Below are 23,362 nucleotides of genomic sequence, written 5' to 3'. Positions count from 1 at the left end.
CATGATTCAGGGAACGATCCGTCATGGCCTGCTGGGCGGAAGCCTGGCCGCCACCATCTCCCTCGCCGCCGTCCTGCTTGTGATGAACGGCTCCGACAAGGCCCAGAGCGACACCGCTCCGGCGGCTGCCCCGGCGACCCCGGTTTCTGTCGCGCTTGTCGAGCAGCGCGAACTGACCAACTGGGCTGAGTTCTCCGGCCGCCTGGAGGCGATCGAGCGCGTCGACGTGCGCTCGCGTGTCGCTGGCGTCGTCGAAGCCGTGCATTTCAAGCAGGGCAATCTCGTCAAGCAGGGCGACCTGCTGATCAGCATCGACCAGGCGCCCTATGTCGCCGAGTTCGAGCGCGCCCAGGCCCAGGTCCTGGCAGCCGAAGCCCGGGTGGCGCTGGCCGCCAATGAGCATGAGCGCGGCCAGAGGCTGATGACGACGCAGAACGTGTCGCAGCGTGATCTCGATGCCCGCCTGAATGCGCTTCGTGAAGCGCAGGCCAATCACCGCGCCGCCCAGGCAGCCCTGCAGACCGCGCGGCTGAACCTCGACTACACCCAGATCAGGGCGCCGATCAGCGGCCGGATCGGGCGGCTCGAGGTGACCATCGGCAATCTCGTCGCAGCCGGGGCCGGTGCTTCGCTGATGACGACGCTGGTCTCGGTCGATCCGATCTATGCCAGCTTCAATGCGGACGAGAACACGGTGCTGAGAGCCCTCGGCTCGCTGCCGGTCTCCGATGGCCCGCGTGCGTTGGAGCGCATCCCGGTCCAGATGGGCACGGCGACTCAGGACGGCACTCCGATCACCGGCCGGCTGCAATTCGTCGACAACGCTGTCGATGTCGGTAGCGGCACCGTTCGGGTGCGGGCGATCTTCGACAATCCCGATGGCACGCTGATGCCGGGCCAGTTCGTGCGCCTGCGCATGGGCCAGGCCCGGACCGAGCCTGCGCTGGTGATCAATGAGCGCGCGATCGGCACCGACCAGAACAAGAAGTTCGTCTTCGTCGTCGGAGAGGATCTCAAGGCGAACTGGCGCGAAGTGACGCTCGGCTCGGCCAATGAGGGGCTGCGCATCGTCACCGCCGGGCTCAAGCCGGGCGAAAGGATCGTCGTCAACGGCCTGCAGCGCATTCGCCCGGGCGCGGCTGTCGCTCCCGAACAGGTGCCGATGGCCGAGAAGTCAGAGCTGCGCCGGGTAGCCGGCGCGGGACCCACGGAAATCGCCCAGCGCTGAACTGGGCCGCCTATTAGAACTCGGGTGCTGGTGACGTAGCGGTATGACGCTCGACGCCAGGCCCGAGGCGCCCGAAGGGGGCATGTCATGAATCTCTCAAAATTCTTCATCGATCGCCCGATCTTCGCGGGCGTGCTTTCGGTTCTCATCCTGGTCGCCGGCCTGCTTTCGCTGCGTGTGCTGCCGATCTCGGAATATCCGGAAGTCGTGCCGCCGACCGTGGTGGTGCGCGCGCAATATCCGGGCGCCAATCCTCGCGTCATCGCCGAAACCGTGGCCACACCGATCGAGGAACAGATCAACGGCGTCGAGGGCATGCTCTACATGTCCAGCCAGGCGACGACCGACGGCGTGATGACGCTGAACGTCACCTTCAAGCTCGGCACCGATCCCGACAAGGCACAGCAGCTCGTGCAGAACCGCGTCTCGCAGGCTGAACCCCGCTTGCCCGAGGAGGTGCGGCGTCTCGGCGTCACCACCATCAAGAGCTCGCCGGACCTGACGATGGTGGTGCACATCACCTCGCCGAACGACCGCTACGACATGACCTATCTGCGCAATTACGCAGTCCTGAACGTCAAGGACAGGCTGGCGCGCATCGATGGTGTCGGCCAGGTCCAGCTCTTCGGATCGGGCGACTATTCGCTGCGCGTCTGGCTCGACCCGCAGAGGGTCTCCGAGCACGGGCTCTCGCCCAGTGACGTCGTGCGCGAGATCCGGGCGCAGAACGTCCAGGCCGCCGCCGGCGTCATCGGCGCCTCGCCGAATGCCCCCGGGCTCGATCTCCAGCTCTCGGTCAATGCCCAGGGCCGCCTTCAGAATGAGGAGGAGTTCGGCGAGATCATCATCCGCACCAGCCCGACCGGGGCTGTGACACGGCTGAAGGATGTCGCGCGCATCGAACTCGGCGCTGCCGACTATGCTCTGCGTTCGCTGCTCGACAACAAGTCGGCGGTCGCGGTGCCGGTCTTCCAGGCGCCGGGCTCGAATGCCATTGCCATTGCCGACAATGTCCAGGCGGTGATGCGCGAGATCAAGCAGAACATGCCGGAAGGCGTGGACTACGCGATCGTCTACGACACGACCCAGTTCGTGCGCGCCTCGATCAAGGCCGTCATCACCACGCTGCTCGAGGCCATCGCGTTGGTCGTGCTCGTCGTCATCGTCTTCCTGCAGACCTGGCGGGCCTCGATCATCCCGCTGGTCGCCGTGCCGGTCTCGGTCATCGGCACCTTTGCCGTGATGTATCTCTTCGGCTTCTCGATCAACGCGCTCAGCCTGTTCGGCCTCGTGCTCGCCATCGGCATCGTCGTCGACGACGCTATCGTCGTGGTCGAGAATGTCGAGCGCAATATCGAGCAGGGGCTGGAGCCGCGCCAGGCGACCTACAAGGCGATGCGCGAGGTCTCCGGCCCGATCATCGCAATTGCGCTGGTGCTGGTCGCCGTTTTCGTGCCGCTCGCCTTCATCAGTGGCTTGACCGGCCAGTTCTATCGCCAGTTCGCGCTGACCATCGCGATCTCGACGGTGATCTCGGCGATCAACTCGCTGACTCTGTCGCCGGCGCTGGCCGCCCTGCTGCTGCGCTCGCACCACGCACCGAAGGACGCGCTGACCCGCGTCATGGACAAGCTGTTCGGCTGGTTCTTCCGTGGCTTCAACCGCTTCTTCAACCGCAGCTCGCAGGCCTATGGCGGCGGCGTGCGCCGCATCCTGACCCGCAAGACGGCGATGATGGCGGTCTATCTCGTGCTCGTCGGCCTGACGGTCGTGCTGTTCCGCACCGTCCCGGGAGGCTTCGTGCCGGGCCAGGACAAGCAGTATCTCGTCGGCTTCGCGCAACTGCCCGACGCCGCCACGCTCGACCGCACCGAGGACGTTATCCGCAAGATGGGCGAGATTGCCCTGAAGCATCCCGGTGTCCAGAGCGCGGTGTCCTTTCCCGGCCTCTCGATCAACGGCTTCACCAACTCGTCGAATGCCGGCATCGTCTTCGTGACGCTGAAGCCCTTCGAGCAGCGCAAGGACCCGTCGCTCAACGGGGCCGCGATCGCCATGCAGCTCAACAAGGAGTTCGCCGGCATCAAGGAGGCGTTCATCGCGATGTTCCCGCCGCCGCCGGTGCAGGGGCTCGGCACGATCGGCGGCTTCAAGCTGCAGATCGAGGACCGTGCCGGCCTTGGCTACAAGGCACTCGATGAAGCGACCAAGGCCTTCATGGCCAAGGCCGCGACGGCGCCCGAGCTCGCCGGCATGTTCTCGAGCTTCCAGGTGAATGTTCCGCAGCTCTATGCCGATATCGACCGCACCAAGGCCCGCCAGCTCGGCGTGCCGGTGACCGATGTCTTCGAAACGCTGCAGATCTATCTCGGCTCGTCCTATGTCAACGATTTCAACAAGTTCGGCCGCACCTACACCGTCCGTGTCCAGGCTGACGCGCCCTTCCGGGCCTTTCAGGAGGATATCGGCAAGCTCCGGGTCCGTTCGACCTCGGGCGAGATGGTGCCGCTCAGCGCCGTGTTGAACGTGCGCGCCGATGCCGGGCCGGAACGGGCGATGCGCTATAACGGCTTCCTCGCCTCCGACATCAATGCCGGTCCGGCGCCCGGCTTCTCGTCGGGGCAGGCCCAGGCGGCGGCGGAGCGCATCGCCAACGAGACGCTGCCGAAGGGCTTTGCCTTCGAATGGACGGACCTGACCTATCAGGAGATCCTGGCAGGCAATTCTTCGCTGATCGTCTTCCCGATCGCGATCCTGCTCGTCTTCCTGGTGCTCGCCGCCCAATATGAGAGCCTGACGCTGCCGATCGCGATCATCCTGATCATCCCCATGGGCCTGCTCGCCGCCATGGCCGGTGTCTGGTGGAGCGGCGGCGACAACAACGTCTTCACCCAGATCGGTCTCGTCGTGCTGGTCGGTCTATCCGCGAAGAACGCGATCCTGATCGTCGAGTTCGCCCGCGAGCTGGAGTTCGAGGGCAAGACGCCGGTCGAGGCCGCGATCGAGGCCAGCCGACTGCGCCTGCGTCCGATCCTGATGACCTCGCTCGCCTTCATCATGGGCGTGGTCCCGCTGGTGATCTCGACCGGAGCCGGCGCCGAGATGCGGCAGGCGATGGGCATTGCGGTCTTCGCCGGCATGATCGGCGTCACCGCCTTCGGCATCTTCCTGACGCCGGTCTTCTATGTGCTGATGCGGGCCCTGACCGGGAACAAGCCGCTGAAGCATGTCGAGGCGGAGCAGGGACTGGCGAAAGCCGCCTGACCGGGCACAGGCTGCCCCTGCGGGGCGTAGCTTGACGGCTTCAACCAGATAGAACGCGCCGGGCCCTGTCCGGCGCGTTCTGCTGTAAGGACCGTGCACTGTCACCCGCCGGCTCGAGCCAGCCGCGGTAGTGCACGACCAGGCCGATCAGCGGCAATGCGATCGGGACATCGAAATGGAAGCGGCCATCCTCCTCCCATTCGCGCGCGAGGGAACGGGGGGCCAAGGTGAGCGGCAAGGGGATGGGTCCCAGCCACCAACGCTTCAGCTGCATCGCGAGCCCCTTGTCGTCAGCGACGAGATTGAAGCCGAAACGCAGCGGGCCAAAGCGCTCCACCAGCTGTTGCCCCTGCTGCGATAGCTGGCTGCTGAAGCGGTGACCTGAGAAGTCACGAATCCAGGTTTCGACGCCGCCGCTCTCGGCAAAGGCGACGTGCAGCCCATGCTCCCCTTCAGGCGGAAAGCCGAAAAGGGCCGCGATTGCCCGTGCAATCGGGTTGCACCCGCGCGTCACCATGGCCCGTCCATGCGCGCCACCGTCGCGAAGGACGGTGTGGATCGCGCGGAGGGCCGCAGGCAGGGTCGCGAAGGCGTCGCCGAGGACCCGGGCATAGAGCGGGGGCGGCTGCGGCAGCTCTGCCATCTCGTGCCGGATCGCCAGTTGCGTGAAGGCCGGCTCGAACGCCGACAGCGACAGGATCTCGCCGGCATCGCAGGCACCGGCTGGAACGTCACCCCTGGCGAGCCTGTCGACGAGGATTGCGGCCGCCAGGCCTGGAATTTCAGGACCATCGCCCTCGCTTGCGATCAATGTCCATCGCCGTTCGACGGCCCGGCCGCCAGCGTGCCCGAACAATCGAACCATCATGCCGGAGCGATCGCTGCCCCATGCCGAGGTCAGCCGTTGCGCTTGAAGGACCAGCGGTGCGAAACGGACCAGATTCGAGATCCAACCCCAGCGAACAGGCCAGCTCGCCAGCCAAAGTGCACGGTTCTGCCACCGGAGTTCGGTGCCGGCGCGAAAACTGACGGAGGGTTTGCCTGGAAGGCGATCGGGCAGGAGAGCCAGGTCCGGCACATCAGCAAGGCCCACGAGGCGGCCTGCTAGAGGCGGCTCGTCGGCGATCGTGAAGGCCTCGTGCCTGATGTCCTGCCAGCCGAAGCCGCTCGTCCAGCGCCCTGCGCGCCAGAGCGGGATCGGCTTGCCGATATAGGAGAAGATCGCCTTCGTGACCGAAGCGCCGGCCGTCGCACGGTTCGAGGCGCTGATCGCAATCTCGACCGCTCTGACATGGTCCATGCCGTCGGCGAGGGCGTGCGCCGCGGCGCCCGACAAGGCGGGTACGCTGGAGGCGCCCGAGACGACGACCACCCCGGCAGCCCGTGCCGCTTCAGCGAGTGTCCCGATGCCGGCGACGAAATCGCGCGCATCGGCGATGTCTAGATAGTGGCACCTGGCGGCGATACAGGCGCGAGCGACCGCATAGCCCAGGCCCTGAAAGGGACCTGCAGCGTCGATCAGGACAGCAGGGCGGTGCTCGGCAAGCACCAGCACGATATCGCGGTCCCGGTCCAGGCGAAGCGGTGTGAGGCGTGGCCGACCAGCGCAGAATTTCTCAGCCTTCTCCCGGCTGCGTCCGGCGACCAGGACCTCATGTCCCGCATCGGCCAGACGCCGGGCGATGCGGGCACCGAAGCCGCCATAGCCGCCGAGCAGCAGAACCTTCACAGGATGCGGTCCGCCATATCAGGGGTGGGGCGCCAGCAGGTTTCGCGCCGCCCGAACCAGCGGTAGCGATTGCGGGCAACCAAGCGATAGAGCCGGTCGCGCAGCGGACGTGGAATGACGCGTGCCGCCAGTGCGATGCGCCAGGGCCAGCCCAGCCCTGCCGCGATAGTGATGACGGCGTCCGACCGACCCAGGATTCGCCCCCCCTCGATCAGCAGCATCGTTTCGAAATTCGGCGTGGGAAGGCCGAGGCGGTGATAGAGCGCCTGGCCAAGGGGCCCTTGCGCAGTGGTGAGCGTGAAGCGGCGTTCATGGTCATGGCGCATGACGAATTGCGCCTGTTGCGAGCACATCACGCAGTCACCGTCAAAGACGATGACGCGCTTGCCCCGGGTAAGCGCCTCGATTGCGTCGCCCAGGCCGGTGACCGCCGGAGCGCGCAGGCCGAGCCGCTTGAGGGGAGCGCCGATCAAGCCACTGACCATCGCTGCCAGGATGGCAGGCGCCGGCCAGATCCGGGCGAGCGGTCCGACGATCCGATCGCGCAGCAGGGGCAGGATCCGGCTGTCGGACTGATAGACCGGCGTGAACATCGCGCTCATGGTCTGATAGAGCCAGACATGTCGGCGACGCGCCGCGATAGCGCTGGCTGGCGCGGTCGTCGTCTCGTTCCGGTCGCGCAGCGCCTTTGCGAGCGCGAAGGCGTCGAGCAGCGCCATATTGGCTCCCTGACCGAGTTGGGGGCTCGTCGAATGCCAGGAATCGCCAATATGGATCAGGCCAGGCTCCGTCGGGATGGGAGCGGTCCTATGGGCATAGCGCGCGAAGGTCAGTTGGTCCGGCGATTCGATCTGCTCGAGCAGGGGCGCAGTTGCCGGCCATAGCTTGAGGACGTCCGCCTTCCACGCGGCAAGTCCGGAACGTTGCCAGTCCGAGAGACGGTCGCAGCGCAGCGACCAAAAGAAGGCTGCCTTTGCGGTCGGTCCTTGGGCCAGCCGGCCGATGGGCAGCACCCCGACCATCGTATTGGCGCGGATATAGCGTTGTTCCAGCGTTGCCATGTCGAAACCCGCGCCCTCGGGCCAATCGAGACTGGCCCAGAGCGCGCCATAGGCCAGCGGCCGGCCCTCATGGCGCGCGAGCGGGCTCATGGTGCCAAGCGCATCCACGACCAGGTCGAAAGGCTCGGTCCGCGTACCGTCGGCAAAGAGGAGCGCGCGCCTGTTCGCCCCGACGAGTTCACTCGAGATCACACTGCGGCCTCCCTCGACCGCAATGCCGGCCCCTCGTGCGGTGTCGTGCAGGATGTCGAACAGCGCGGCGCGATGAATGCCGACGCCATGGCCGGCATCTTGCCCGAGCGCCGCATAGCGCACGTCGAGCACGATGCGCTGCGACGGCTCGGCGCGCCCGAAGAGCCGGTCGATCCTGGCCCCCGCCGCGAGGGTGGCATCGGCGAGATTCAGTTCCTGAAGGACGGCGAGACCGGTCGGCTGGATCATCAGCCCGGACCCGACCGCACGCGGCGTCTCAAAGCGCTCGAACAGCCTGACCCGATGTCCGTCTCGATGCAGCATCAGTGCGGCTGCCAGCCCTGCCGGGCCGCATCCCGCTACCGCGATATCCTTGGCTGGCATGAAACCCGACTTGGAGGGAACTGACCCTTGGCACGATAGGCAGGGTGGGCGCTCGCGGCAACTGGGCATGCCGGCCCATACGCCATTCGCGGGCCGCAACCTGTCCGTGCAATGTTCCAGCAAGCCAACGCGCCGACCACTCCAGGTGATTCACCGTGGAGATTGGGGCGATGCATCTCAGGGAAGAACGATCCGCGGCCCTCGCCGGCCGCGCGTTGCATGCGTATCTGAACCTCGTGGCGCAAACCACGCGGTTCAAGCCGGTGATTCCGGGAGCGCGGCCTTGGGAGCGGAGCCGCGAACCGTTCATCGCCATGACCTGGCATGGGCAGCAGATGCTGAGTCTCGTCGCCCTCGACGGGGCGCCGAAGACAGCCGTGCTGGCCTCGCTCCATTTTGACGGCTCCGTCGTTGCCTCCGCGATGGAGCGCGCCGGCTACCGCGTGATTCGAGGTTCCGGCACGCAAAGTCGGCGAAAAATCCAGGCCAAACGCGGTGTTCCCGCCTTCATCGAGATGCGCGACGCGTTGCGCGGCGACACCAGTGTGCTGCTGACGGCCGATGTGCCGAAGGTTTCGCGGGTTGCCGGCAAGGGCGCCATTCAGCTGGCGCGGGCGTCGGGCCGGCCGATCTATCTCTTCGCCGCAGTGACGACGGCACGGTTCGATCTCGACAATTGGGACAAGGCGAGCATCGCCTTGCCGTTCGGGCGCGGTTGCGTGGTCTGGTCCGAGCCGCTCTATGTCCGGGAATGCGCCGATGAGCGCGAGATCAGCCTGACTGCGTTGGAAATCACCGCCCGGCTCGACGAGTTGCATGCCATGGCGCATCAGCATCTCGGGCACCGCGCCTGACGCGCGCGAGGCGTTCGGACCGACCGTGCTCGTCTTCCGCTTAGATCACGCTGCGTTTGGACGAAATTGTCCAAGCGCAAAAAACGTGATCGATTCTCATAGTTTAGAGCATGCTCTAGCGTCGGCCTGGTGGCGGGCAATCGGCCGGGTTGGCGCAGATGTTCGCAGGAGGGCGCAGGACGCCGCGATCATTCGCAGGTTCGATGCGGATACGGCTGAGTTCCCCCGACAATCGCAGGCCGAGGCCGGAAGAAATCAGGACGATTCGGGCCTTTTCGGAGGCAAGGACCATTGCGTTGGCGCCGGCGACGAAATGCGCGCCGCCGCCGAGGCTGGCATAGACCCCGAAGACATCCTCATGGCGGTCAAGGCCATAGACCAGCATGATGACCCGCCCGTAATCGGCCCCGAGCCCGATCCCAACGGAGAGCGCCGACCATGTCACCGGGGAGGGCGTGCCATCGGCGAAGCGAAGCTCACCGACGCCATGTCGGCCGCCAACGACGAAGGAGCCGCTGACCTCTCCGCCGACTATATAGGCGTTTGGCTCTCCGAAGAGCGAAAGGGAGCGCTCGACCGGGATGCTGACGGTCTTCGAGGCCGTGTCGAAGACCTGTTCGACGAGCCCCAGAATGTCGCGCCCCGGAGCGGTCGGCAGTTGTCCCGGCTTGATGGTCTCGTCAGCCCGGGCCGCCTGCAACAGGCCAAGCAACAGCGCGAGCACGGCAGCCAAGGTGCAGCGCAGGCACAGCTCTCCCGATCTGGCTCTGTGCGCACTCATGGGACAAGCAGACTCGAGGGAGGGTTGAACGAAGATGGGGATGCAGTCCATGGACATGGGCTGCGGGCGCGGCCCCCGGATTCGCAAGCCATAACCGCACAGAGGCTCCGTGACGATTCATAGCTCGACGAGCACCACGACAGTGAAGCGCCCGACGCTCCAGCGCAATCGGGTGCTGTCCGGTGCGTGCGCGGCAAATCTTCGCTCCGGAGGCTGCCGGTGACCTCGCTCTCGCGTGCCTTGACGATCCGGCTGACGCTTCTCGGCTTCGCCCTCTTCGCGGCGGTCATCGCCGCCGTGCTGGCCTTCACCTTCATCACCGAGGACCCTGGAGCGCTACGCAACGATGTGACCTCCGAGATCATTCGGCAAGGCGTGCGTCAGACTGCGGCTGACGGGTTTCGGATGGAGAAGACGCCGACCTTGGCAAAGATCGAGAGCGCCAGCCCCAGACTCTGGTATCTGGTTTCGGATGGACGCTCCGTCGTCGAGTATGCCCCAGAGTTGCGGCCGAGCCTCCCGATCGATGTCAGGCTCGACGGACCGACGATTGCTGCGCAGATGCGGGTCGGCGGTGGCGGCGACAATGGCCTGGCCTTCGACATCGTCGAGATGGAAGGCAGCCGCGTCATCGTCGCAACGGGCGGCGGAACCCCAGGCTGGGACCTGATTCTTGCCTATTTCCTGCGGGCCATTGCGATTCCCGCCCTCGTCATCTCTCTCATCTTCGGGGTCATCATCGCCTCGGCGATCGCCATGTCGGTCTCCTATATCGCCGCGCGCCTGCGGCGTGCGGCTGAAGCTGCGGCCAGTATCGATCCCAGGGCGCCGCGAGGCCTGCTGCCGACGCAGGAAACGCCGGTCGAGCTGATGCCGCTGACGACGGCGCTGAACTCCGCGCTCGACCAGATCGCCAGCAACATGGATGTGCAACGGCGCTTCATGAACAACGTCGCCCATGAATTGCGTACGCCGCTCGCCGTCATGCGGACCAAGATCGACACTGTTTCCGATGAGATTGTACGCACCGCACTGGCGACCGACGTGAACCGGCTGACGACAATCGTCTCGTCGATGCTGCAGCTCGCCCGGCTGCACAGCACCGAGCTGCCGTTCGAGCCGGTTCAGCTCAACAGTGTGGCCCGTGACGTGCTCGTCGATCTCGCGCCGCTGATCCTGCAGAACGCGATCGACGTCGCGCTCGAGGAGGAGGGCGACGACGCGCGAACGATCATGGCCAACGAAGCCACGGTTCGCGCCGCGGTGGCCAATCTGATCGACAACGCGCTTCGTCACGCCCAGGCGAAGTCCAGCATCATCGTACGGGTCATCGATGGCGTTGTATTGGAGGTGGCGGATGACGGGATCGGCATCGCTGCGACCCAGCGCTCGGAGGTGACGGAAGCGTTCAACCGCATGTCGCCGCGCTCGACCGGAGCGGGGCTGGGCCTCACCATCGTGCGCGACATCATGACCGCACATCGTGGGACATTGACCGTCCTTGCGACGCGCGGCGGTGGCACGACCGTCCGCCTGCTCTTCTCTGAAGGCGAATGACTGGCTAAAGCATCGGCCCGAAATGTGGATCGCGGTTTTCGGGGCAAAGCCGATGCAAACACAAAAAGGTCAGATCATCGGACCGGATACGAGATCCGGCCTGATGATCTGGGTCGATCGATGGCCGGCAGCGAAGCCGGTAGCCTCACGCGGGCTGTTCGGACTTCCTCAGGATATAGCCGATGCCGCGCAGCGACGAGATCTCGACATTCGCGGCAGCGTCCTTGAGCTTGCGGCGCAGTCGCGAGATCTGGGCTTCGAGCGTGTTGGACTCGATCAGGTCATCGAAGCCGTAGACCGCTTCGATCAGGACGTTGCGGGTGACGACACGCCCGGCGCGCTGGACCAGCGCTTCCAGGATCAGCGCCTCGCGCCGTCGCAGGTCGAGGGGAACGGCCGAGACCGAGGCGTTGCGACCCTCGATGTCGATCGAGAGATTGCCTGCCGAGATCACCAGCGAGCGGCCGGGATAGCGGCGCCGCGCAATGACCCGGATGCGGGCGATCAACTCGCCCGGCTCGAAGGGCTTGACCAGGTAATCATCCGCGCCGCCGTTGAGACCGTCGATCACGTCGGATTTCGCATCTCGCGCGGTCAGGATCAGGAAGGCCGGACGGGGTTCTGCCGTCTTCATCGCCTTGACGATCGACAGGCCGTCGCCGTCCGGCAGACGCCGGTCGACGACGGCGATGTCGAAGGGCGCCGTTTTGAGGGCGGCCAGCGCCGCTTCGACACTGCTGGTGCGGTCGACAATGAAACCTGCACCAAGCAGGAGGGACGACAGGAACGACATCAGCTCCGGTTCGTCTTCGACAATCAGAGCGCGCATGTCGTTCCTGCCGTAGGCCATGGCTGGAACGCGCTGCAGAAAAGCTCGGGGCAGCTCTTCAAGCGCATCGCGTCCCATCCATGCTCGTGAACGGCCCTCTAGGCCGTAGGTTATTCGGGCCCGGAGCGGCCGGGCCCCGGATATTTTAGCGGGTCAGAACCGGTAGTTCACACCGGCTTTGACCAGATGCTCGTTGACGCCGACCTTGGTGCGGGCCGAGCCGAACTGGAAGTTCTGCTTGCCGAGCGAGACGTAGTTGTACTCGACCTTCGCCGACAGGTTCTCGGTGATGCCGTACTCGACGCCGCCGCCGACGACATAGCCGATCTTGCTCTTCGTCTTCGAGAGGCCGTCATTCGTCGCCTTGATGTTGCCGTAGGCAAGACCGCCGGTGGCATAGACGAGAACGCGGTCGAAGGCGACGCCGGCGCGGGCCTTGGCGGTTCCGACATAGCGCGTGTCGGCGCTGGTGCCGACGGCGCTGCGCGACGAACCCTTGCCGAAGCCGTTCATCGAGATATCGCCCTCGAGGCCGTAGACCATGCTGCCGGTCTGGACATTGTAGCCGATCTGGCCGCCGAGCAGCGCCTCGTTGCGGCTCTTCCTGGTCACTCCTGTGAACCGGTCGAATGCGCCACCGGCGTGAATACCGGCATAGACGCCGTTCCAATTGTAGCGAAGCGGCTGGGTATGGGCCGGCCACTGCTGGGCGCGCGGCACCGGGCGATCCGCCGCAGCCGCTGGGACCGCAAGCACTGCCAGCAGGCAGAGGCTCATGATCGGGATTGAACGATGCATCGATAACTCCTCGCGGCAGCCCGGCGGGCGTCGCCGCGTCTCCTTGCTCCCGAATCCGTGGATCGGATCAGTCGAACACCGCGCAAATTGCGGGTGAAGATTACGGCAACGTTGCCCGCCATGCGTGCAGCGTCGGAAGCGAAAAGATGCTGAACGAGAGCTTGCCGCGCAGATGCCCTGCGCGGGCGCCTGGTCCCGATCCAGCGCCGGACGCGGCGCTGATAGTCGCGATAAGGCTCGCCGAGCGAGGCTGCGAGCACGCGCTCCTCGATCCTGACCTGAAGCGCGATTGCCGCGAAGAGCGCAAGCGTCAGGGCTATCTGGATCAGATTGGGCAGCACGATGAAGAGGCCGGTGAACAGGACGGACTGTCCGACGAAGACCGGATTGCGCGAGATCGCGAAGGGACCGCCATCGACGATGGGCCCCAACTCGCCCTCGGCCGCGCCGATGCGCCAGGAGGCGCCCATGAAGCGCTGCGAGACGATGGCGATGCAGGCGCCGACGACAACGAGAAGATGGCCGAACACGTCGAACCAGGGGCCGTCGAGCCAGATCGCCAGCGGGTCGGCTTTGATCGGGTTGCCGAAGATCGCCAGGCCGAGAGGCCAGAGCACGCTGAAGGCGACCCGGAAGAGCAGGGCCGGCACGGCTTGCCGCTCCGAGCCCTTGCCGAACAGCCAGATCGGCCGCCCGGCCTCCTTGGCCAGGATGGCCGACATCGCGAGGAAGCTGATGACGTAGACCACGACCATCAGATAGCTCGCGATCTCCATCGGACGCATGGTGAGGCTTCCGTTCCCTTGATCAGCCGGCCTTGCCCGCGTCGAAACGCAGAAGGCGCAGTGCATTGGCCGTGACGATCACGGTCGCGCCGGTATCGGCCAGGATCGCGACCCAGAGCCCGGTATAGCCGAGCACGCTGGTGACCAGGAAGACCGCCTTCAGCCCGAGCGCGATCGCGATATTGGTGCGGATATTGCCCATCGTCGCTCGCGCCAGCCGGATCATCGCAGCGATATCGCGCACACGGCTCTTCAGCACCGCGCCATCGGCTGTTTCCAGCGCGACATCGGTGCCGGAACCCATGGCGACGCCAACCGACGCTGCCGCAAGCGCCGGTGCATCGTTGATGCCGTCTCCGACCATCATCACGGGTGCATCGGCGCCGAGCGACTTGATCGCCGTGACCTTGTCGTCGGGCATCAGCTCGGCCTTGTGGTCGAGGCCGAGCGCGCGGGCGATGGCTGCGCCGGTGCGGGCATTGTCGCCGGTCAGCATGACGGAGCGGACGCCGAGATCCTTCAGCTCTGCGACTGCCGTCGCCGCATCGCCTCTCGGCTCGTCGCGCAGCGCGATCAGGCCGGCGAGGGCACCGTTCGCGATCACGGCCGCCACCGTGTTGCCGGCCAATTCGAGCTGTTCGACGGCAGCGCGCGCCTTGGCGTCGAATTCGGCGCGCCTGGTCGCGTGACGCGGCGCGCCGACGAAGATCGAGATGCCATCGAGCGTGCCAGTGACGCCCTGGCCGGAGATGGCGGCCGCCTCGGCTGCCGGGCGGACCGCGATGCCATCCTGCTTCGCACGTGCCAGGACCGCCTCCGCCAGCGGATGGCTTGAACCAGTCTCGACTGCGGCGGCTAGGGCGATCACATCGGTTTCGGGCTTGCCGAGGCTGATGACCTCAGTGACGCGCGGGCGCCCCTCGGTCAGCGTGCCGGTCTTGTCGAAGGCGACGATCCCGGTCTTGGCGGCGGTCTCGATGACGACACCGCCCTTCATCAGCAGGCCCTGTCGGGCACCGGAGGAGAGCGAGGCGGCGATCGCTGCGGGAACCGAGATGACGAGTGCGCAGGGGCAGCCGATCAGCAGCAGCGCCAGGGCCCGATAGATCCAGACAGCCCATTCGCCCCCGAAGAACAGCGGTGGAACGAGTGCGACAGCGAGCGCGAGACCGACGATCGCCGGCATATAGACGCGCGAGAAACGGTCGATGAAGCGCTCGGTCGGTGCGCGTGCTTCCTGCGCTTCTTCGACCAGCCGGATGATGCGGGCGATGGTGTTGTCCTGCGCTGCCTTGGTCACGCGCACGCGCAAAGCGGCTTCGCGATTGACCGAGCCCGCGAAGACAGGTTCGCCGACGCCCTTCGTCCTCGGCACGGATTCGCCGGTGACGGGGCTCTCGTCGATGCCGGAGATACCGTCGGTAATGTCGCCATCGGCAGGAATGCGGTCACCAGGCCGGACGAGAACGGTCTGTCCGATCGCGAGCCGGGCCGCATCGACCTGGCGGGTCGCGCCGTTCTCCTCGACGAGGGCGGTCTTGGGTACGAGGTCGCCAAGCGCGCGGATCGAGGCACGCGCCCGATCGGCGGCGACGCCTTCGAGCACTTCGCCGACCGCGAAGAGGAAGACGACGAGAGCCGCTTCTTCCGCCGCGCCAATGAAGAGCGCGCCGACGGCGGCGATCGTCATCAGCATTTCGATGGTGAAAGGCATGCCGGCGCGGGCGGCGGCGAAAGCGCGTCGCGCCACGGGGGTGACGCCGATCACACAGGCCAGAATGAAGGCCCAATGGGCAGCGACCGGCCAGATCAGGCCTGCGGCCCAGGCGCCGCCGAGCAGGGCGCCGGTGCCGAGAACGAGCCTGCCCTTGTTGGTCTGATACCAGGAGACTCCCTTCGGCGTCGCTTCGTGGATATGGCCGGGCAGGCCGTGTCCATGGTCGGCCGTTCGGGCCGCAGCTTTCGCTTCGCCCGCATGTGAATGGGCATGCGAGTGGCCGTGATCATGATCGTCATGGGAGCAGCCAGGGCCGTGAACATGCGCCGGCTTGGGTGCAGCATGGCTGTGATGGTCGTGGGCGTGGGATCCATGATCGTGGCCGCATCCGCTGGGCTCAGCGACGGCCGCTGTCTTCATCTGGATCGAGGTCGTGGTGTAGCCAAGGCTTGCGACGCGCTTCTCGATCGCTGCCGGCTTGGTGCGGCTTTCATCGAGGGCCAGCGACAGCGTCTCGGCCATGACGGAAAGCTTGACGTCGCTGACGCCGGGCAGGCGCTCCACCGCGCCGCGAATGGTCGCCGCGCAGCTTGCGCAGTCCATGCCGCCAACCTTCCAGCTCAGGAGCTGTGGCTTGGCTTGGGCAGTGCTGGACATGACTTGTCTCCGCTTGACGGGCTTGTGAGACACCCCATGTACAATCTGGAGTGACTAGAGGTTCAAGAGGGAAATCATGCTGGAGGCAAAAAAACTCGAACGGGTGGTTCCGATCGGCGGACTTTCCGATCGGACCGGCGTCAAGGTCGAGACCATTCGCTATTATGAGCAGGTCGGGCTGCTGCCGCCACCCGAGCGTTCGGAGGGCAATCAGCGCCGCTACGGACGCCGCCATATCGAGCGGCTCGCCTTCATCAAGCACGCGCGCGATCTCGGATTCCCGGTCGAAGGCATCCGGACCTTGCTCCGCCTCTCCGACAACCCGGCGATGGCTTGCGATGAAGCCCATGCGATCGCGGTCAGCCATCTTGACGAGGTCCGCGACAAGATCGCGAAGTTGCGCTCGCTGGAGACCGAACTCGCTCGCATCGCCGTGACCTGCTCGGGGGGCGTCAAGGCCTGCGACTGTGCGATCATCGAAGCCCTGGCCGATCACGGACAATGTCATCACGGGCACTGACAGGCCTGGGCTGTGCCCGCCGCGAATCTTCCGTGATGACTTAAGGTTATCGCGCAGCGGCCCGAGCATTGCGCGACCGCTGGACTTGGGGCCCCGCAGCCGCGGGAGCTTGCTCCGGGCTCACGTACCATCCTTGGCAAACGCCAGCGGGATCGCAGTTGTCGATTTCAGCTCCTCCATTGCGAACATGGAGGTCACGTCATTGAGGTCCACTCGTGAGATCAGCTTCTTGTAGAGGGCGTCATACGCCGCGATATCGGGCACGAAGGCCTTGAGCAGGTAATCGATCTCGCCGCTCATTCGATAGAAATCGACGATCTCCGGCAAATCGGCGACGGCGGCATGGAAACGCTCGAGCCACTCCATGGAGTGGCGGCTCGTCTTGACCGCGATGAAGACGGTTACGCCGGCTCCCAGCCTTGTGCGGTCGAGCAGGGCCACGCGCTTTCGAATGAGGCCACTGCCTTCCAGCTTCTGCACGCGGCGCCAGCATGGAGTGGCCGACAGGCCGACCTCTGCGGCGAGCTCCGCCAGCGGCATGCTGGCGTCCCTCTGCAGGCAGGAGAGAATCCTGAGATCGAACTCATCCAGCTTGGCCATGGTCCCTCATGCTATTGCGCGATCCGATTGTGCATCTGGCCATAGAATGAGTAGCAGTTTTCAATTATGGAGAATAGATTGGTGTCAATTTCTCAAAACGTGAGATTTATGCCCGAGATCGCAAACTCGTTTCCCGTCTCCCGAGCTATCCTTGCAGGAAGTGATGGAGAGGGGAGTTCGCGTCATGCAGGGATTTCTGAGCGAGGGCAGGCGCGCAGACGTGCTGCAGGTATTGCGGACGGATAGCGGCACGCTCTCCCGGGATTACCTCAAGGCGGCCCGCGCGGTGCTCGAAGAGATCGTCGCGAATCCGCAAGCCATTCTCCGCCTGCCCTTGGAGCGCAAGCCTGGCAGCTATGCCCGGAACCTTCTTGCGGGCGACGATGGGGTCAGCGTCTGGGCCATGGTCTGGAGTCCCGGCGCAGCCACGTCGATCCACGATCACCATTGCTCCTGCTGCTTCGGGGTGGTCAGCGGAACGGTCACGGAAACCTGGTATCGCGCGGTTGACGAGAACCGGGCCGTCCCCACCCACGAGCATGCGCGCATGCCGGGTTTCGTGGGCTGCATGCTGCCCTCAGGTCCCAACATCCACCGCATGCAGAACCTCGGAAGCACGGACGCGATCTCGATCCATATCTACGGCTTCGACCATCAACGGCAGGCCTCGTCGATTGAGACTGAGTTCACCGTCCTGACGAACTGAGCTGCGCCGCAGGCGGGGGGCGCCCGGCAGGTGATCGGAACTTAAGCAAGGCGTCTCGGTCGGCGGACGGCTCTCACTTTGCCGCTGTTTCCGCCTCCGCAGAAGAACTGATCGCCGCCATCGGCCTCGAGCCCCGACACGCCCATGCCGGGCGGCAGTTCGAGCGTCTCCAGGACCTCTCCCGTTCGAGGATCGACTCTTCTCAAGTCGCTCTCGTCACCGTCCCAGGTGCCGTGCCAGAGTTCTTGGTCGCTCCAGGTGACCCCGGTGACGAAGCGGTTGGATTCGATGGTGCGAAGAATCGTCCCTGTCTCAGGATCGATCTGATGGATCTTCCGGTCGCGATACTGCCCCACCCAGAGCGTCCCTTCGGCCCAGGCGAGCCCCGAGTCGCCGCCGCCACCTGGAGCGGGGATCGTCGTGAGAACATGGCCGGTCTTCGGATCGATCTTCTGGATGCGGTTCTCTGCGAGCTGAAACAGGTATTGGCCGTCGAAGGCCGTTCCAGCATGTGCTGCCACCGCGATCGAGCGAACCGTCTTCCCGCTGGCGGGGTCGAGCGCGTTCAGCTTGTCGCCGGACGCAAACCAGACGTGCTGACCATCGAAGGTGAGGCCGTGCACCTGGTCGACACCCGGAAAGGGGCCATATTCACGAAGAATTTCGGCGGCTGATTTTTCCATGCCTCATCCTAGTCGCTCGGCAGCGGAGCGGGGAGTAACAAGGTTGTCGTGAAACCCGGCATCGGCGGGGTGATCCAGCGACGCGCCCGTCCGTGACCGAAGGATTGCACCTTTCCGGTTGCCGCAAGCGCGTCCAGTGCCCGCTGCACGGTGCGCTGGCTGGCGCCAAGCGCAAGCGCGAGCGCCGAGCTCGACCACGCCTCGCCGTCGGCGACGAAGGCCAGCACACCCGCATGCCGCTCCTCGACGGGGCGTGCCAGGACAGCGACGTCGCCAGCGTGGTGCGGCGCGAGCGCAAAGCCTTGTTTCGTTGCGTTCAGCCCGGCCAGGCCCCGCAGCAATCTGCGTAGCCGCCCGATTTCGACCCGCAGCCGGGCGCGGTGCGATTCGTCGGCTTGCTTCGCCCCGAAGGCCCGCGCGACGAGCGTGTCGCGCGACACGTCCCCGGGCCACGCCTCGGCCAGCGTCCGTGCCAATGCGAACAGGACCGGGCGCGTGGCGAGCGAGACGACCCTATGCGGGTCGCGCACCACATGCCGGCACGCATCCACCACGAGAGCATCCGACGACTGCAGCGCCTCGACGTCTTCGAGCAGGAGCAGGCGCTCCTCGCCACGCGCGATCAGTCGTGCCGCCGTCGTGCTCAGCAGGAGGGAGGCGCTTTCGACCTCTGCTGTCAGTGCTGCGATGCCGGCATGGCGCGCAGCCTGCTCGGCTTGTGCAAGTGCACCGCGCGCTGCCTTCGTCCGGAGGCGCCGCATCGCGATTCCCGCCACCACCAGTTCGTGGACGGTCCGCGATGCGGGCGGGAGAGGCGCGGGGTCGAGTTCGGCGAGCTTCCTCTCGGCCTCGTCCAGGCGCCCGATCAGCAGGAGGCGCCGGATTGCGAGATGTCGCGCATGGGCGCCGTTCAGCCGGTCGCCATGCTCTTCGAGTGTCACGCGCGCTGCGTCGAGCGCCTTTTCAGGCCAGCCGAGGTCGCGTGAGGCAAGTGCGATCTCGGCCTCGGCGACAATGCACCGTGCCCGCGCCACGGCCTCCTTCGGGCCGAAGGCGCGCGTCGCTCGCCGCAGGAGGTCCTTCCCCCGAACCAGATCGCCGAGCTGCGCCATCGCGATCCCGCGCAGTGCGAGCGCGGGCGCATCGTCGCGCAGGGCGACTCGGTTCAAGGCGCCGAGGGGATCACCCGCGGCGAGCGCGCGCGCCGCGGCCGTGATCAGAGAGTCCATCGGAATCCCGCCACACTTGTCACTCCCACCCCTCGATATCCTGTCCCTATCAATCTCATCACCGCCGACCATCCCCCGCTTCGCAAACGGAGCGAGCGGCGAAGGTCACCCGACGACAGGAGCGACGACTATGACGATACACATCACGACGACGCGTGAAGAGTGGCTGGTGGCCCGGCTCGGGCTGCTCGAGGACGAGAAGGAGCTGACACGGCGCAGTGACGAGCTGGCGCGGCGGCGGCAGGAGTTGCCCTGGGTGCAGGTCGACAAGGAATACCGCTTCGAGACCGATGAGGGCAGCGCTGCGTTGGCGGACCTCTTCCGAGGACGCTCCCAGCTCCTCGTCTATCACTTCATGTTCGGACCCGACTACAAGGCGGGTTGCCCGTCCTGCTCTGCAATCGCAGACGGGTTCAACGGCTTCTACCTGCACCTGGCGAACCACGACGTCACGCTTACGGCGGTGTCGCGGGCGCCGCTCGCCAAGCTGCAGGCCTACAAGGCGCGGATGGGCTGGACTTTCCCCTGGGCGTCCTCGGCCGGCGGTGACTTCAATTACGACTTCAACGTCTCGTTCACCGAGGAGGCGCAGCGCGCAGGGACGATAGACTACAACTATCGGCGCGGCGGTTTCGTGATGGACGCGCTGCCGGTCACGGGGCCTGTCGCCGATTTCGCGGCCATGTCCGGAACCGACGTACCGACATACACGCGCGACAGGCCGGGCATGAGCGCCTTCGTGCGCGACAATGGCGTCGTCTACCACACCTATTCCACCTATGCGCGCGGGGTGGATGGCATCTGGGGCATGTATCCTTGGCTCGACCGCGCGCCCAAGGGGCGCAACGAAGCCGGTGGCCCCTGGTGGCGCCGCCACGATGAATACGAGCAGCGGTGAGTGAGGTCATGGCGATCCGTCTCGAAAGCGGCAGCGCGGCGGCTCTCGCCGCCGCCGACTGGCTGTGCCTCGCAGCAGCGCCGACCTTCGCGATCATGGCGCTGCTCACCGGCGTGATGGGTGGCGGCCAGCAGGATATCCTCTGCGCGGCCACACAAGGCGCATCACCGCTGAGCGGAATGGTGCCGATGTACATGCTGATGAGTGCTTTCCACAGCGCGCCCTGGCTGAAGCTGATCGCCGGCCGGAGACGTGGCGCCTGCCGGCCCTGATCCGGCATTCGCCGGAGAGAACAGGGTGGCCCTTGAAAGCTTGGCGCTAACGCGCCGGGAGGATCGGGGCGGACACTGCGCCGTAGCGGCTGGGTTCGCCAAACTTGCCAACGAACGCCAGATGACGGCAGCTATGAATCAGGACGTCTTCGACTTCGGACCCTGGGGTGGACCAGGACCATTCATGTACTGAGAGCTGTTTCTCGCCAGCATTGAAGGGAGGTTGGGATGAAGTCGATCAGGTCTTCCGGCGATCTTAGCCGACGCATGTTGCTGAACAGCCTCGCGGCTCTGCCCGCTCTTACCATTCCGTTGAGTTTCGCGATCTCGTCGGCCTCCGCCCAGACGGATGCGTTGCCGTCCTGGAACGAGGGGCCAACCAAGGCATCGATCACCGATTTCGTCACGCGGGTCACGACGCAGGGGGGGCCGGACTTTGTGGCCCCGGCCGATCGCACCGCGGTGTTCGACAATGACGGCACGTTGTGGGTCGAGCAGCCGATGTATGTCCAGCTCGCCTTCGTGCTTGATCGCGTCAAGGCGCTCGCGCCGCAGAACCCTGGCTGGAAGACCAAACAGCCGTTCAAGGCGGTCCTCGGCGGCGACATGCGGGCCCTGGCGGCATCCGGTGAGCAGGGGCTGATTCAACTCATCGCGGCCACCCATGCCGGCATGACCTCGGAGGAATTCGCGAAGGTCACCACGGAATGGCTGGCGACGGCGCGCGACCCGCGCTTCAAGCGCCCCTATACCGAGCTCGTCTACCAGCCGATGCTGGAACTGCTCGCACATCTCCGGGCCAATGGCTTCAAGACCTATATCGTGTCCGGAGGTGGTGTGGAGTTCATGCGACCCTGGACCGAGAGGGTCTACGGGATTCCGCCCGAGCAGGTCCTGGGCTCCTCCATCAAGACACGGTTCGAGATGCGCGATGGCAGACCGGTCATCTTCCGCCTGCCTCAGATCAACTTCATCGACGACAAGGCCGGCAAGCCCGTGGGCATCAATCAGCAGATCGGCCGCCGGCCGATTGCGGCGTTCGGGAACTCGGACGGGGACCTCGAAATGCTGCAATGGACGACGATGTCGGGCGGCCCGCGCTTCGGTTTGATCGTTCACCACACCGACGCCGAACGCGAATACGCCTATGACCGCCAATCCCATTTCGGAAAACTCGACAAGGCGCTCGACGCCGCCGCCGTGAACAAATGGACCGTGGTCGACATGAAGCGGGATTGGAAGAAGGTCTTTCCGTTCCAGGAATGAAGGCGGAGCTCAGGGCACGTTGCCATCGCATGACCGGGACTGGGGCGTGCTGCGACAACGCTAAAGCATCGGCCCGAAAAGTGGATTGCGGTTTTCGGGAAAGCCGATGCAAACACAGAAGATTAGATCATCGGACCGGATACGATATCCGGTCCGATGATCTAATCCGCGCGGCGCGTCATCGCCCGCGGGCCTGGGCGCATCCTTGCTTGTGCAGTCGCTTGGGTGTCTCGCAGATGCGGTCGCTGCAGCCTCAAGAGGCACGCAATGGACGATCGTGCTGCTCCGGGGAGCGTTCAGGCAAGCGCGCACCGGGCCGGTTGGTTCAAGTGATTGAAAGTGCTGGTGCTGCGAGAGAGGATTGAACTCTCGACCTCTCCATTACCAATGGAGTGCTCTACCACTGAGCTACCGCAGCAGGATCGTAAGCCTTGAAGCGCCTGTTCGATCGCGAAATCGGCGATGGCGGGCGCGGCGTCGTTCCGAAGCGGCGTCCTGATGCCACAAGCCCCCGCTGGACGCAACCCATAGCGGGCGAACAGCATGTGAAAAAGTCGGAGCCGGTCCTTCTCGGCGATCCCGTTGCCAGTAGCTCGGTGATAGAGCACTCCATTGGTAATGGAGAGGTCGCATCAGCTGAGCGCCGAGCGCATTGGCGCGCTGTGCGAGACTTGATCGCGCGTCAGTCAGCGAGCAGCAGCTGTCGATCGATCCGGAAGAGCCTGCCGTCGCCGAGCATATGCGCCGTCAGTTCCTCACGGAAAAGCGGACGGAAGGCTGGATCGCGAAGGTTTAGTCCGCCGGCATAGGCGCCCATGGCCGGGAGGATGCAGCGCCGCGCGGAGAACGCGAAGCTGCGACGACGCAAGGCCCGCCCACGCATCCTGATCTTGGCCGCCGGGTGGAAATGGCCGGCGATCTCGAAGCCGGCCTCAGCCGCGTCGGGTTCGTGGCGCAGCACGACGCCGGCGATATTAAGGTATGTTGCGGTCTCGCCACCCATCGCCCGGCTGATCGCGGGGTCATGGTTGCCGGTCACCCAGAGCCAGTCGCGGCCCTTCTGCAGCAGGTGCAGGGAGCGCAGATCGTCGCTGCTGATCCGCCCCTCCGCACCGCGGTCATGAAAGCTGTCGCCGAGAGCGATGACCCGGGCCGGAGCGTGGCGGAGGATCGCCGCCGTCAGCGTCGCCAGCGTTGTCGCGGAATCATAGGGCGGCAGGAAGATGCCGCGTGCCGCATAGGCTGAGCCCTTCTCCAGATGCAGGTCGGCAATGACGAGCGTGCGTTCCTCGGGCAGCCAGAGCGCGCCCGAGAGATCGGGGACAATCGCGAGCCGCCCGAGCATGAGGGCT

General features: G+C 65.5%; 20 protein-coding genes and 1 tRNA gene. 9 read left to right on the top strand and 12 right to left on the bottom strand.

All coding sequences use genetic code 11. The features are described 5' to 3' along the window. Positions 1 to 82 precede the first annotated feature (82 nt). Both FG93_RS02650 and FG93_RS02645 read left to right on the top strand, forming a co-directional pair. A complete protein-coding gene (locus tag FG93_RS02650) occupies positions 83 to 1,228 on the top strand; it encodes an efflux RND transporter periplasmic adaptor subunit (protein WP_244448485.1) in 1,146 nt (381 codons plus the stop codon). An 87-nt stretch (positions 1,229 to 1,315) separates the two neighbouring features. Then, positions 1,316 to 4,492, top strand: a complete 3,177-nt coding sequence (locus FG93_RS02645) for an efflux RND transporter permease subunit (protein ID WP_043231400.1) — start codon at positions 1,316 to 1,318, stop codon at positions 4,490 to 4,492. Positions 4,493 to 4,532: 40 nt separating this feature from the next. On the opposite strand, the gene FG93_RS02640 is transcribed toward FG93_RS02645, so the two are convergent. Beyond that, entirely contained in the window at positions 4,533 to 6,221 is a 1,689-nt protein-coding gene (locus FG93_RS02640) for an SDR family oxidoreductase (protein ID WP_244448472.1), read from the bottom strand. Next, positions 6,218 to 7,858 (bottom strand): DCC1-like thiol-disulfide oxidoreductase family protein, encoded by a 1,641-nt coding sequence (locus FG93_RS02635; RefSeq protein WP_161783759.1) that lies wholly within the window; start codon positions 7,856 to 7,858, stop codon positions 6,218 to 6,220. Before FG93_RS02635 ends, FG93_RS02640 begins: the two co-directional genes overlap by 4 nt. A gap of 170 nt (positions 7,859 to 8,028) precedes the next feature. Here FG93_RS02635 and FG93_RS02630 point away from each other — a divergent pair, with 170 nt between their 5' ends. Continuing rightward, positions 8,029 to 8,712, top strand: coding sequence for a lysophospholipid acyltransferase family protein (locus FG93_RS02630; protein ID WP_052513273.1), 684 nt, complete (start codon positions 8,029 to 8,031; stop codon positions 8,710 to 8,712). 115 nt (positions 8,713 to 8,827) lie between these two features. Here FG93_RS02630 and FG93_RS02625 read toward each other — a convergent pair whose 3' ends face one another. Continuing rightward, the gene (locus tag FG93_RS02625; RefSeq protein WP_161783758.1) at positions 8,828 to 9,493 is read right to left on the bottom strand and encodes an EipA family protein; all 666 of its coding nucleotides are present in this window, start codon (positions 9,491 to 9,493) and stop codon (positions 8,828 to 8,830) included. Positions 9,494 to 9,712: 219 nt separating this feature from the next. On the opposite strand from FG93_RS02625, the gene FG93_RS02620 reads away from it, so the two are divergent. Beyond that, positions 9,713 to 11,050 (top strand): cell wall metabolism sensor histidine kinase WalK, encoded by a 1,338-nt coding sequence (locus tag FG93_RS02620; RefSeq protein WP_152579265.1) that lies wholly within the window; start codon positions 9,713 to 9,715, stop codon positions 11,048 to 11,050. Positions 11,051 to 11,195: 145 nt separating this feature from the next. On the opposite strand, the gene FG93_RS02615 is transcribed toward FG93_RS02620, so the two are convergent. The 4 genes from FG93_RS02615 to FG93_RS02600 all read right to left on the bottom strand — a co-directional run bounded on the left by FG93_RS02615 (position 11,196) and on the right by FG93_RS02600 (position 15,836). Continuing rightward, positions 11,196 to 11,879: a response regulator transcription factor gene (locus FG93_RS02615; protein WP_043231861.1), complete on the bottom strand. Its 684-nt coding sequence runs from the start codon at positions 11,877 to 11,879 to the stop codon at positions 11,196 to 11,198. 153 nt (positions 11,880 to 12,032) lie between these two features. Further along, positions 12,033 to 12,677, bottom strand: coding sequence for an outer membrane protein (locus tag FG93_RS02610; protein WP_043231396.1), 645 nt, complete (start codon positions 12,675 to 12,677; stop codon positions 12,033 to 12,035). Then, on the bottom strand, positions 12,653 to 13,462 hold the full coding sequence (locus FG93_RS30980) for an isoprenylcysteine carboxylmethyltransferase family protein (RefSeq protein WP_161783757.1): 810 nt from the start codon (positions 13,460 to 13,462) through the stop codon (positions 12,653 to 12,655). The genes FG93_RS02610 and FG93_RS30980 overlap by 25 nt, the downstream gene beginning before the upstream one ends. A gap of 22 nt (positions 13,463 to 13,484) precedes the next feature. Further along, positions 13,485 to 15,836, bottom strand: a complete 2,352-nt coding sequence (locus tag FG93_RS02600) for a heavy metal translocating P-type ATPase (RefSeq protein WP_043231393.1) — start codon at positions 15,834 to 15,836, stop codon at positions 13,485 to 13,487. Between the two features lie 103 nt (positions 15,837 to 15,939). On the opposite strand from FG93_RS02600, the gene FG93_RS02595 reads away from it, so the two are divergent. Next, positions 15,940 to 16,356 carry a helix-turn-helix domain-containing protein gene (locus tag FG93_RS02595; protein WP_043231858.1) on the top strand — a complete coding sequence of 139 codons (417 nt, stop codon included), beginning with the start codon at positions 15,940 to 15,942 and terminating at the stop codon, positions 16,354 to 16,356. Positions 16,357 to 16,476: 120 nt separating this feature from the next. Here FG93_RS02595 and FG93_RS02590 read toward each other — a convergent pair whose 3' ends face one another. After that, positions 16,477 to 16,947, bottom strand: coding sequence for an Lrp/AsnC family transcriptional regulator (locus FG93_RS02590; RefSeq protein ID WP_200878060.1), 471 nt, complete (start codon positions 16,945 to 16,947; stop codon positions 16,477 to 16,479). 169 nt (positions 16,948 to 17,116) lie between these two features. Between FG93_RS02590 and FG93_RS02585 the strand changes: the two genes are divergently transcribed. After that, the gene (locus tag FG93_RS02585) at positions 17,117 to 17,662 is read left to right on the top strand and encodes a cysteine dioxygenase family protein (RefSeq protein WP_244448483.1); all 546 of its coding nucleotides are present in this window, start codon (positions 17,117 to 17,119) and stop codon (positions 17,660 to 17,662) included. 41 nt (positions 17,663 to 17,703) lie between these two features. Here the strand turns inward: FG93_RS02585 and FG93_RS02580 are convergent, their stop codons facing one another. Together FG93_RS02580 and FG93_RS02575 are read right to left on the bottom strand one after the other, a co-directional pair. Further along, positions 17,704 to 18,345: a PQQ-binding-like beta-propeller repeat protein gene (locus tag FG93_RS02580; RefSeq protein ID WP_043231386.1), complete on the bottom strand. Its 642-nt coding sequence runs from the start codon at positions 18,343 to 18,345 to the stop codon at positions 17,704 to 17,706. 8 nt (positions 18,346 to 18,353) lie between these two features. Beyond that, positions 18,354 to 19,574 (bottom strand): hypothetical protein, encoded by a 1,221-nt coding sequence (locus FG93_RS02575; protein WP_043231384.1) that lies wholly within the window; start codon positions 19,572 to 19,574, stop codon positions 18,354 to 18,356. 130 nt (positions 19,575 to 19,704) lie between these two features. On the opposite strand from FG93_RS02575, the gene FG93_RS02570 reads away from it, so the two are divergent. The 3 genes from FG93_RS02570 (at position 19,705) to FG93_RS02560 (ending at position 22,010) form a co-directional block, all read left to right on the top strand. Continuing rightward, positions 19,705 to 20,472 (top strand): DUF899 domain-containing protein, encoded by a 768-nt coding sequence (locus FG93_RS02570; RefSeq protein ID WP_043231382.1) that lies wholly within the window; start codon positions 19,705 to 19,707, stop codon positions 20,470 to 20,472. An 8-nt stretch (positions 20,473 to 20,480) separates the two neighbouring features. Then, complete coding sequence (locus tag FG93_RS02565; protein ID WP_043231380.1) at positions 20,481 to 20,744, top strand: hypothetical protein; 264 nt, start codon at positions 20,481 to 20,483, stop codon at positions 20,742 to 20,744. Positions 20,745 to 21,011: 267 nt separating this feature from the next. Next, complete coding sequence (locus tag FG93_RS02560) at positions 21,012 to 22,010, top strand: HAD family phosphatase (RefSeq protein ID WP_244448482.1); 999 nt, start codon at positions 21,012 to 21,014, stop codon at positions 22,008 to 22,010. A 343-nt stretch (positions 22,011 to 22,353) separates the two neighbouring features. Here the strand turns inward: FG93_RS02560 and FG93_RS02555 are convergent. Further along, positions 22,354 to 22,428: transfer RNA gene (locus FG93_RS02555), tRNA-Thr, on the bottom strand. A 264-nt stretch (positions 22,429 to 22,692) separates the two neighbouring features. Beyond that, positions 22,693 to 23,355, bottom strand: a complete 663-nt coding sequence (gene pdeM / locus FG93_RS02550; protein ID WP_052513333.1) for a ligase-associated DNA damage response endonuclease PdeM — start codon at positions 23,353 to 23,355, stop codon at positions 22,693 to 22,695. Positions 23,356 to 23,362 lie beyond the last annotated feature (7 nt).

This window comes from Allobosea sp. LC85 (assembly GCF_000735605.1).
In the GTDB taxonomy this organism is placed as follows: domain Bacteria; phylum Pseudomonadota; class Alphaproteobacteria; order Rhizobiales; family Beijerinckiaceae; genus Allobosea.
This window is presented reverse-complemented; position numbering and strand designations above follow the sequence as displayed.

Excerpts from the sequence above, each read along its gene's own strand:
- FG93_RS02650 (WP_244448485.1), top strand. The coding sequence starts at position 83 with ATGAACGGCTCCGACAAGGCCCAGAGCGACACCGCTCCGGCGGCTGCC.
- FG93_RS02645 (WP_043231400.1), top strand. The coding sequence starts at position 1,316 with ATGAATCTCTCAAAATTCTTCATCGATCGCCCGATCTTCGCGGGCGTG.
- FG93_RS02635 (WP_161783759.1), bottom strand. The coding sequence starts at position 7,858 with ATGCCAGCCAAGGATATCGCGGTAGCGGGATGCGGCCCGGCAGGGCTG.
- FG93_RS02630 (WP_052513273.1), top strand. The coding sequence starts at position 8,029 with ATGCATCTCAGGGAAGAACGATCCGCGGCCCTCGCCGGCCGCGCGTTG.
- FG93_RS02625 (WP_161783758.1), bottom strand. The coding sequence starts at position 9,493 with ATGAGTGCGCACAGAGCCAGATCGGGAGAGCTGTGCCTGCGCTGCACC.
- FG93_RS02615 (WP_043231861.1), bottom strand. The coding sequence starts at position 11,879 with ATGCGCGCTCTGATTGTCGAAGACGAACCGGAGCTGATGTCGTTCCTG.
- FG93_RS02610 (WP_043231396.1), bottom strand. The coding sequence starts at position 12,677 with ATGCATCGTTCAATCCCGATCATGAGCCTCTGCCTGCTGGCAGTGCTT.
- FG93_RS30980 (WP_161783757.1), bottom strand. The coding sequence starts at position 13,462 with ATGCGTCCGATGGAGATCGCGAGCTATCTGATGGTCGTGGTCTACGTC.
- FG93_RS02600 (WP_043231393.1), bottom strand. The coding sequence starts at position 15,836 with ATGTCCAGCACTGCCCAAGCCAAGCCACAGCTCCTGAGCTGGAAGGTT.
- FG93_RS02580 (WP_043231386.1), bottom strand. The coding sequence starts at position 18,345 with ATGGAAAAATCAGCCGCCGAAATTCTTCGTGAATATGGCCCCTTTCCG.
- FG93_RS02575 (WP_043231384.1), bottom strand. The coding sequence starts at position 19,574 with ATGGACTCTCTGATCACGGCCGCGGCGCGCGCGCTCGCCGCGGGTGAT.
- FG93_RS02570 (WP_043231382.1), top strand. The coding sequence starts at position 19,705 with ATGACGATACACATCACGACGACGCGTGAAGAGTGGCTGGTGGCCCGG.
- FG93_RS02565 (WP_043231380.1), top strand. The coding sequence starts at position 20,481 with ATGGCGATCCGTCTCGAAAGCGGCAGCGCGGCGGCTCTCGCCGCCGCC.
- FG93_RS02560 (WP_244448482.1), top strand. The coding sequence starts at position 21,012 with ATGTTGCTGAACAGCCTCGCGGCTCTGCCCGCTCTTACCATTCCGTTG.
- pdeM (WP_052513333.1), bottom strand. The coding sequence starts at position 23,355 with ATGCTCGGGCGGCTCGCGATTGTCCCCGATCTCTCGGGCGCGCTCTGG.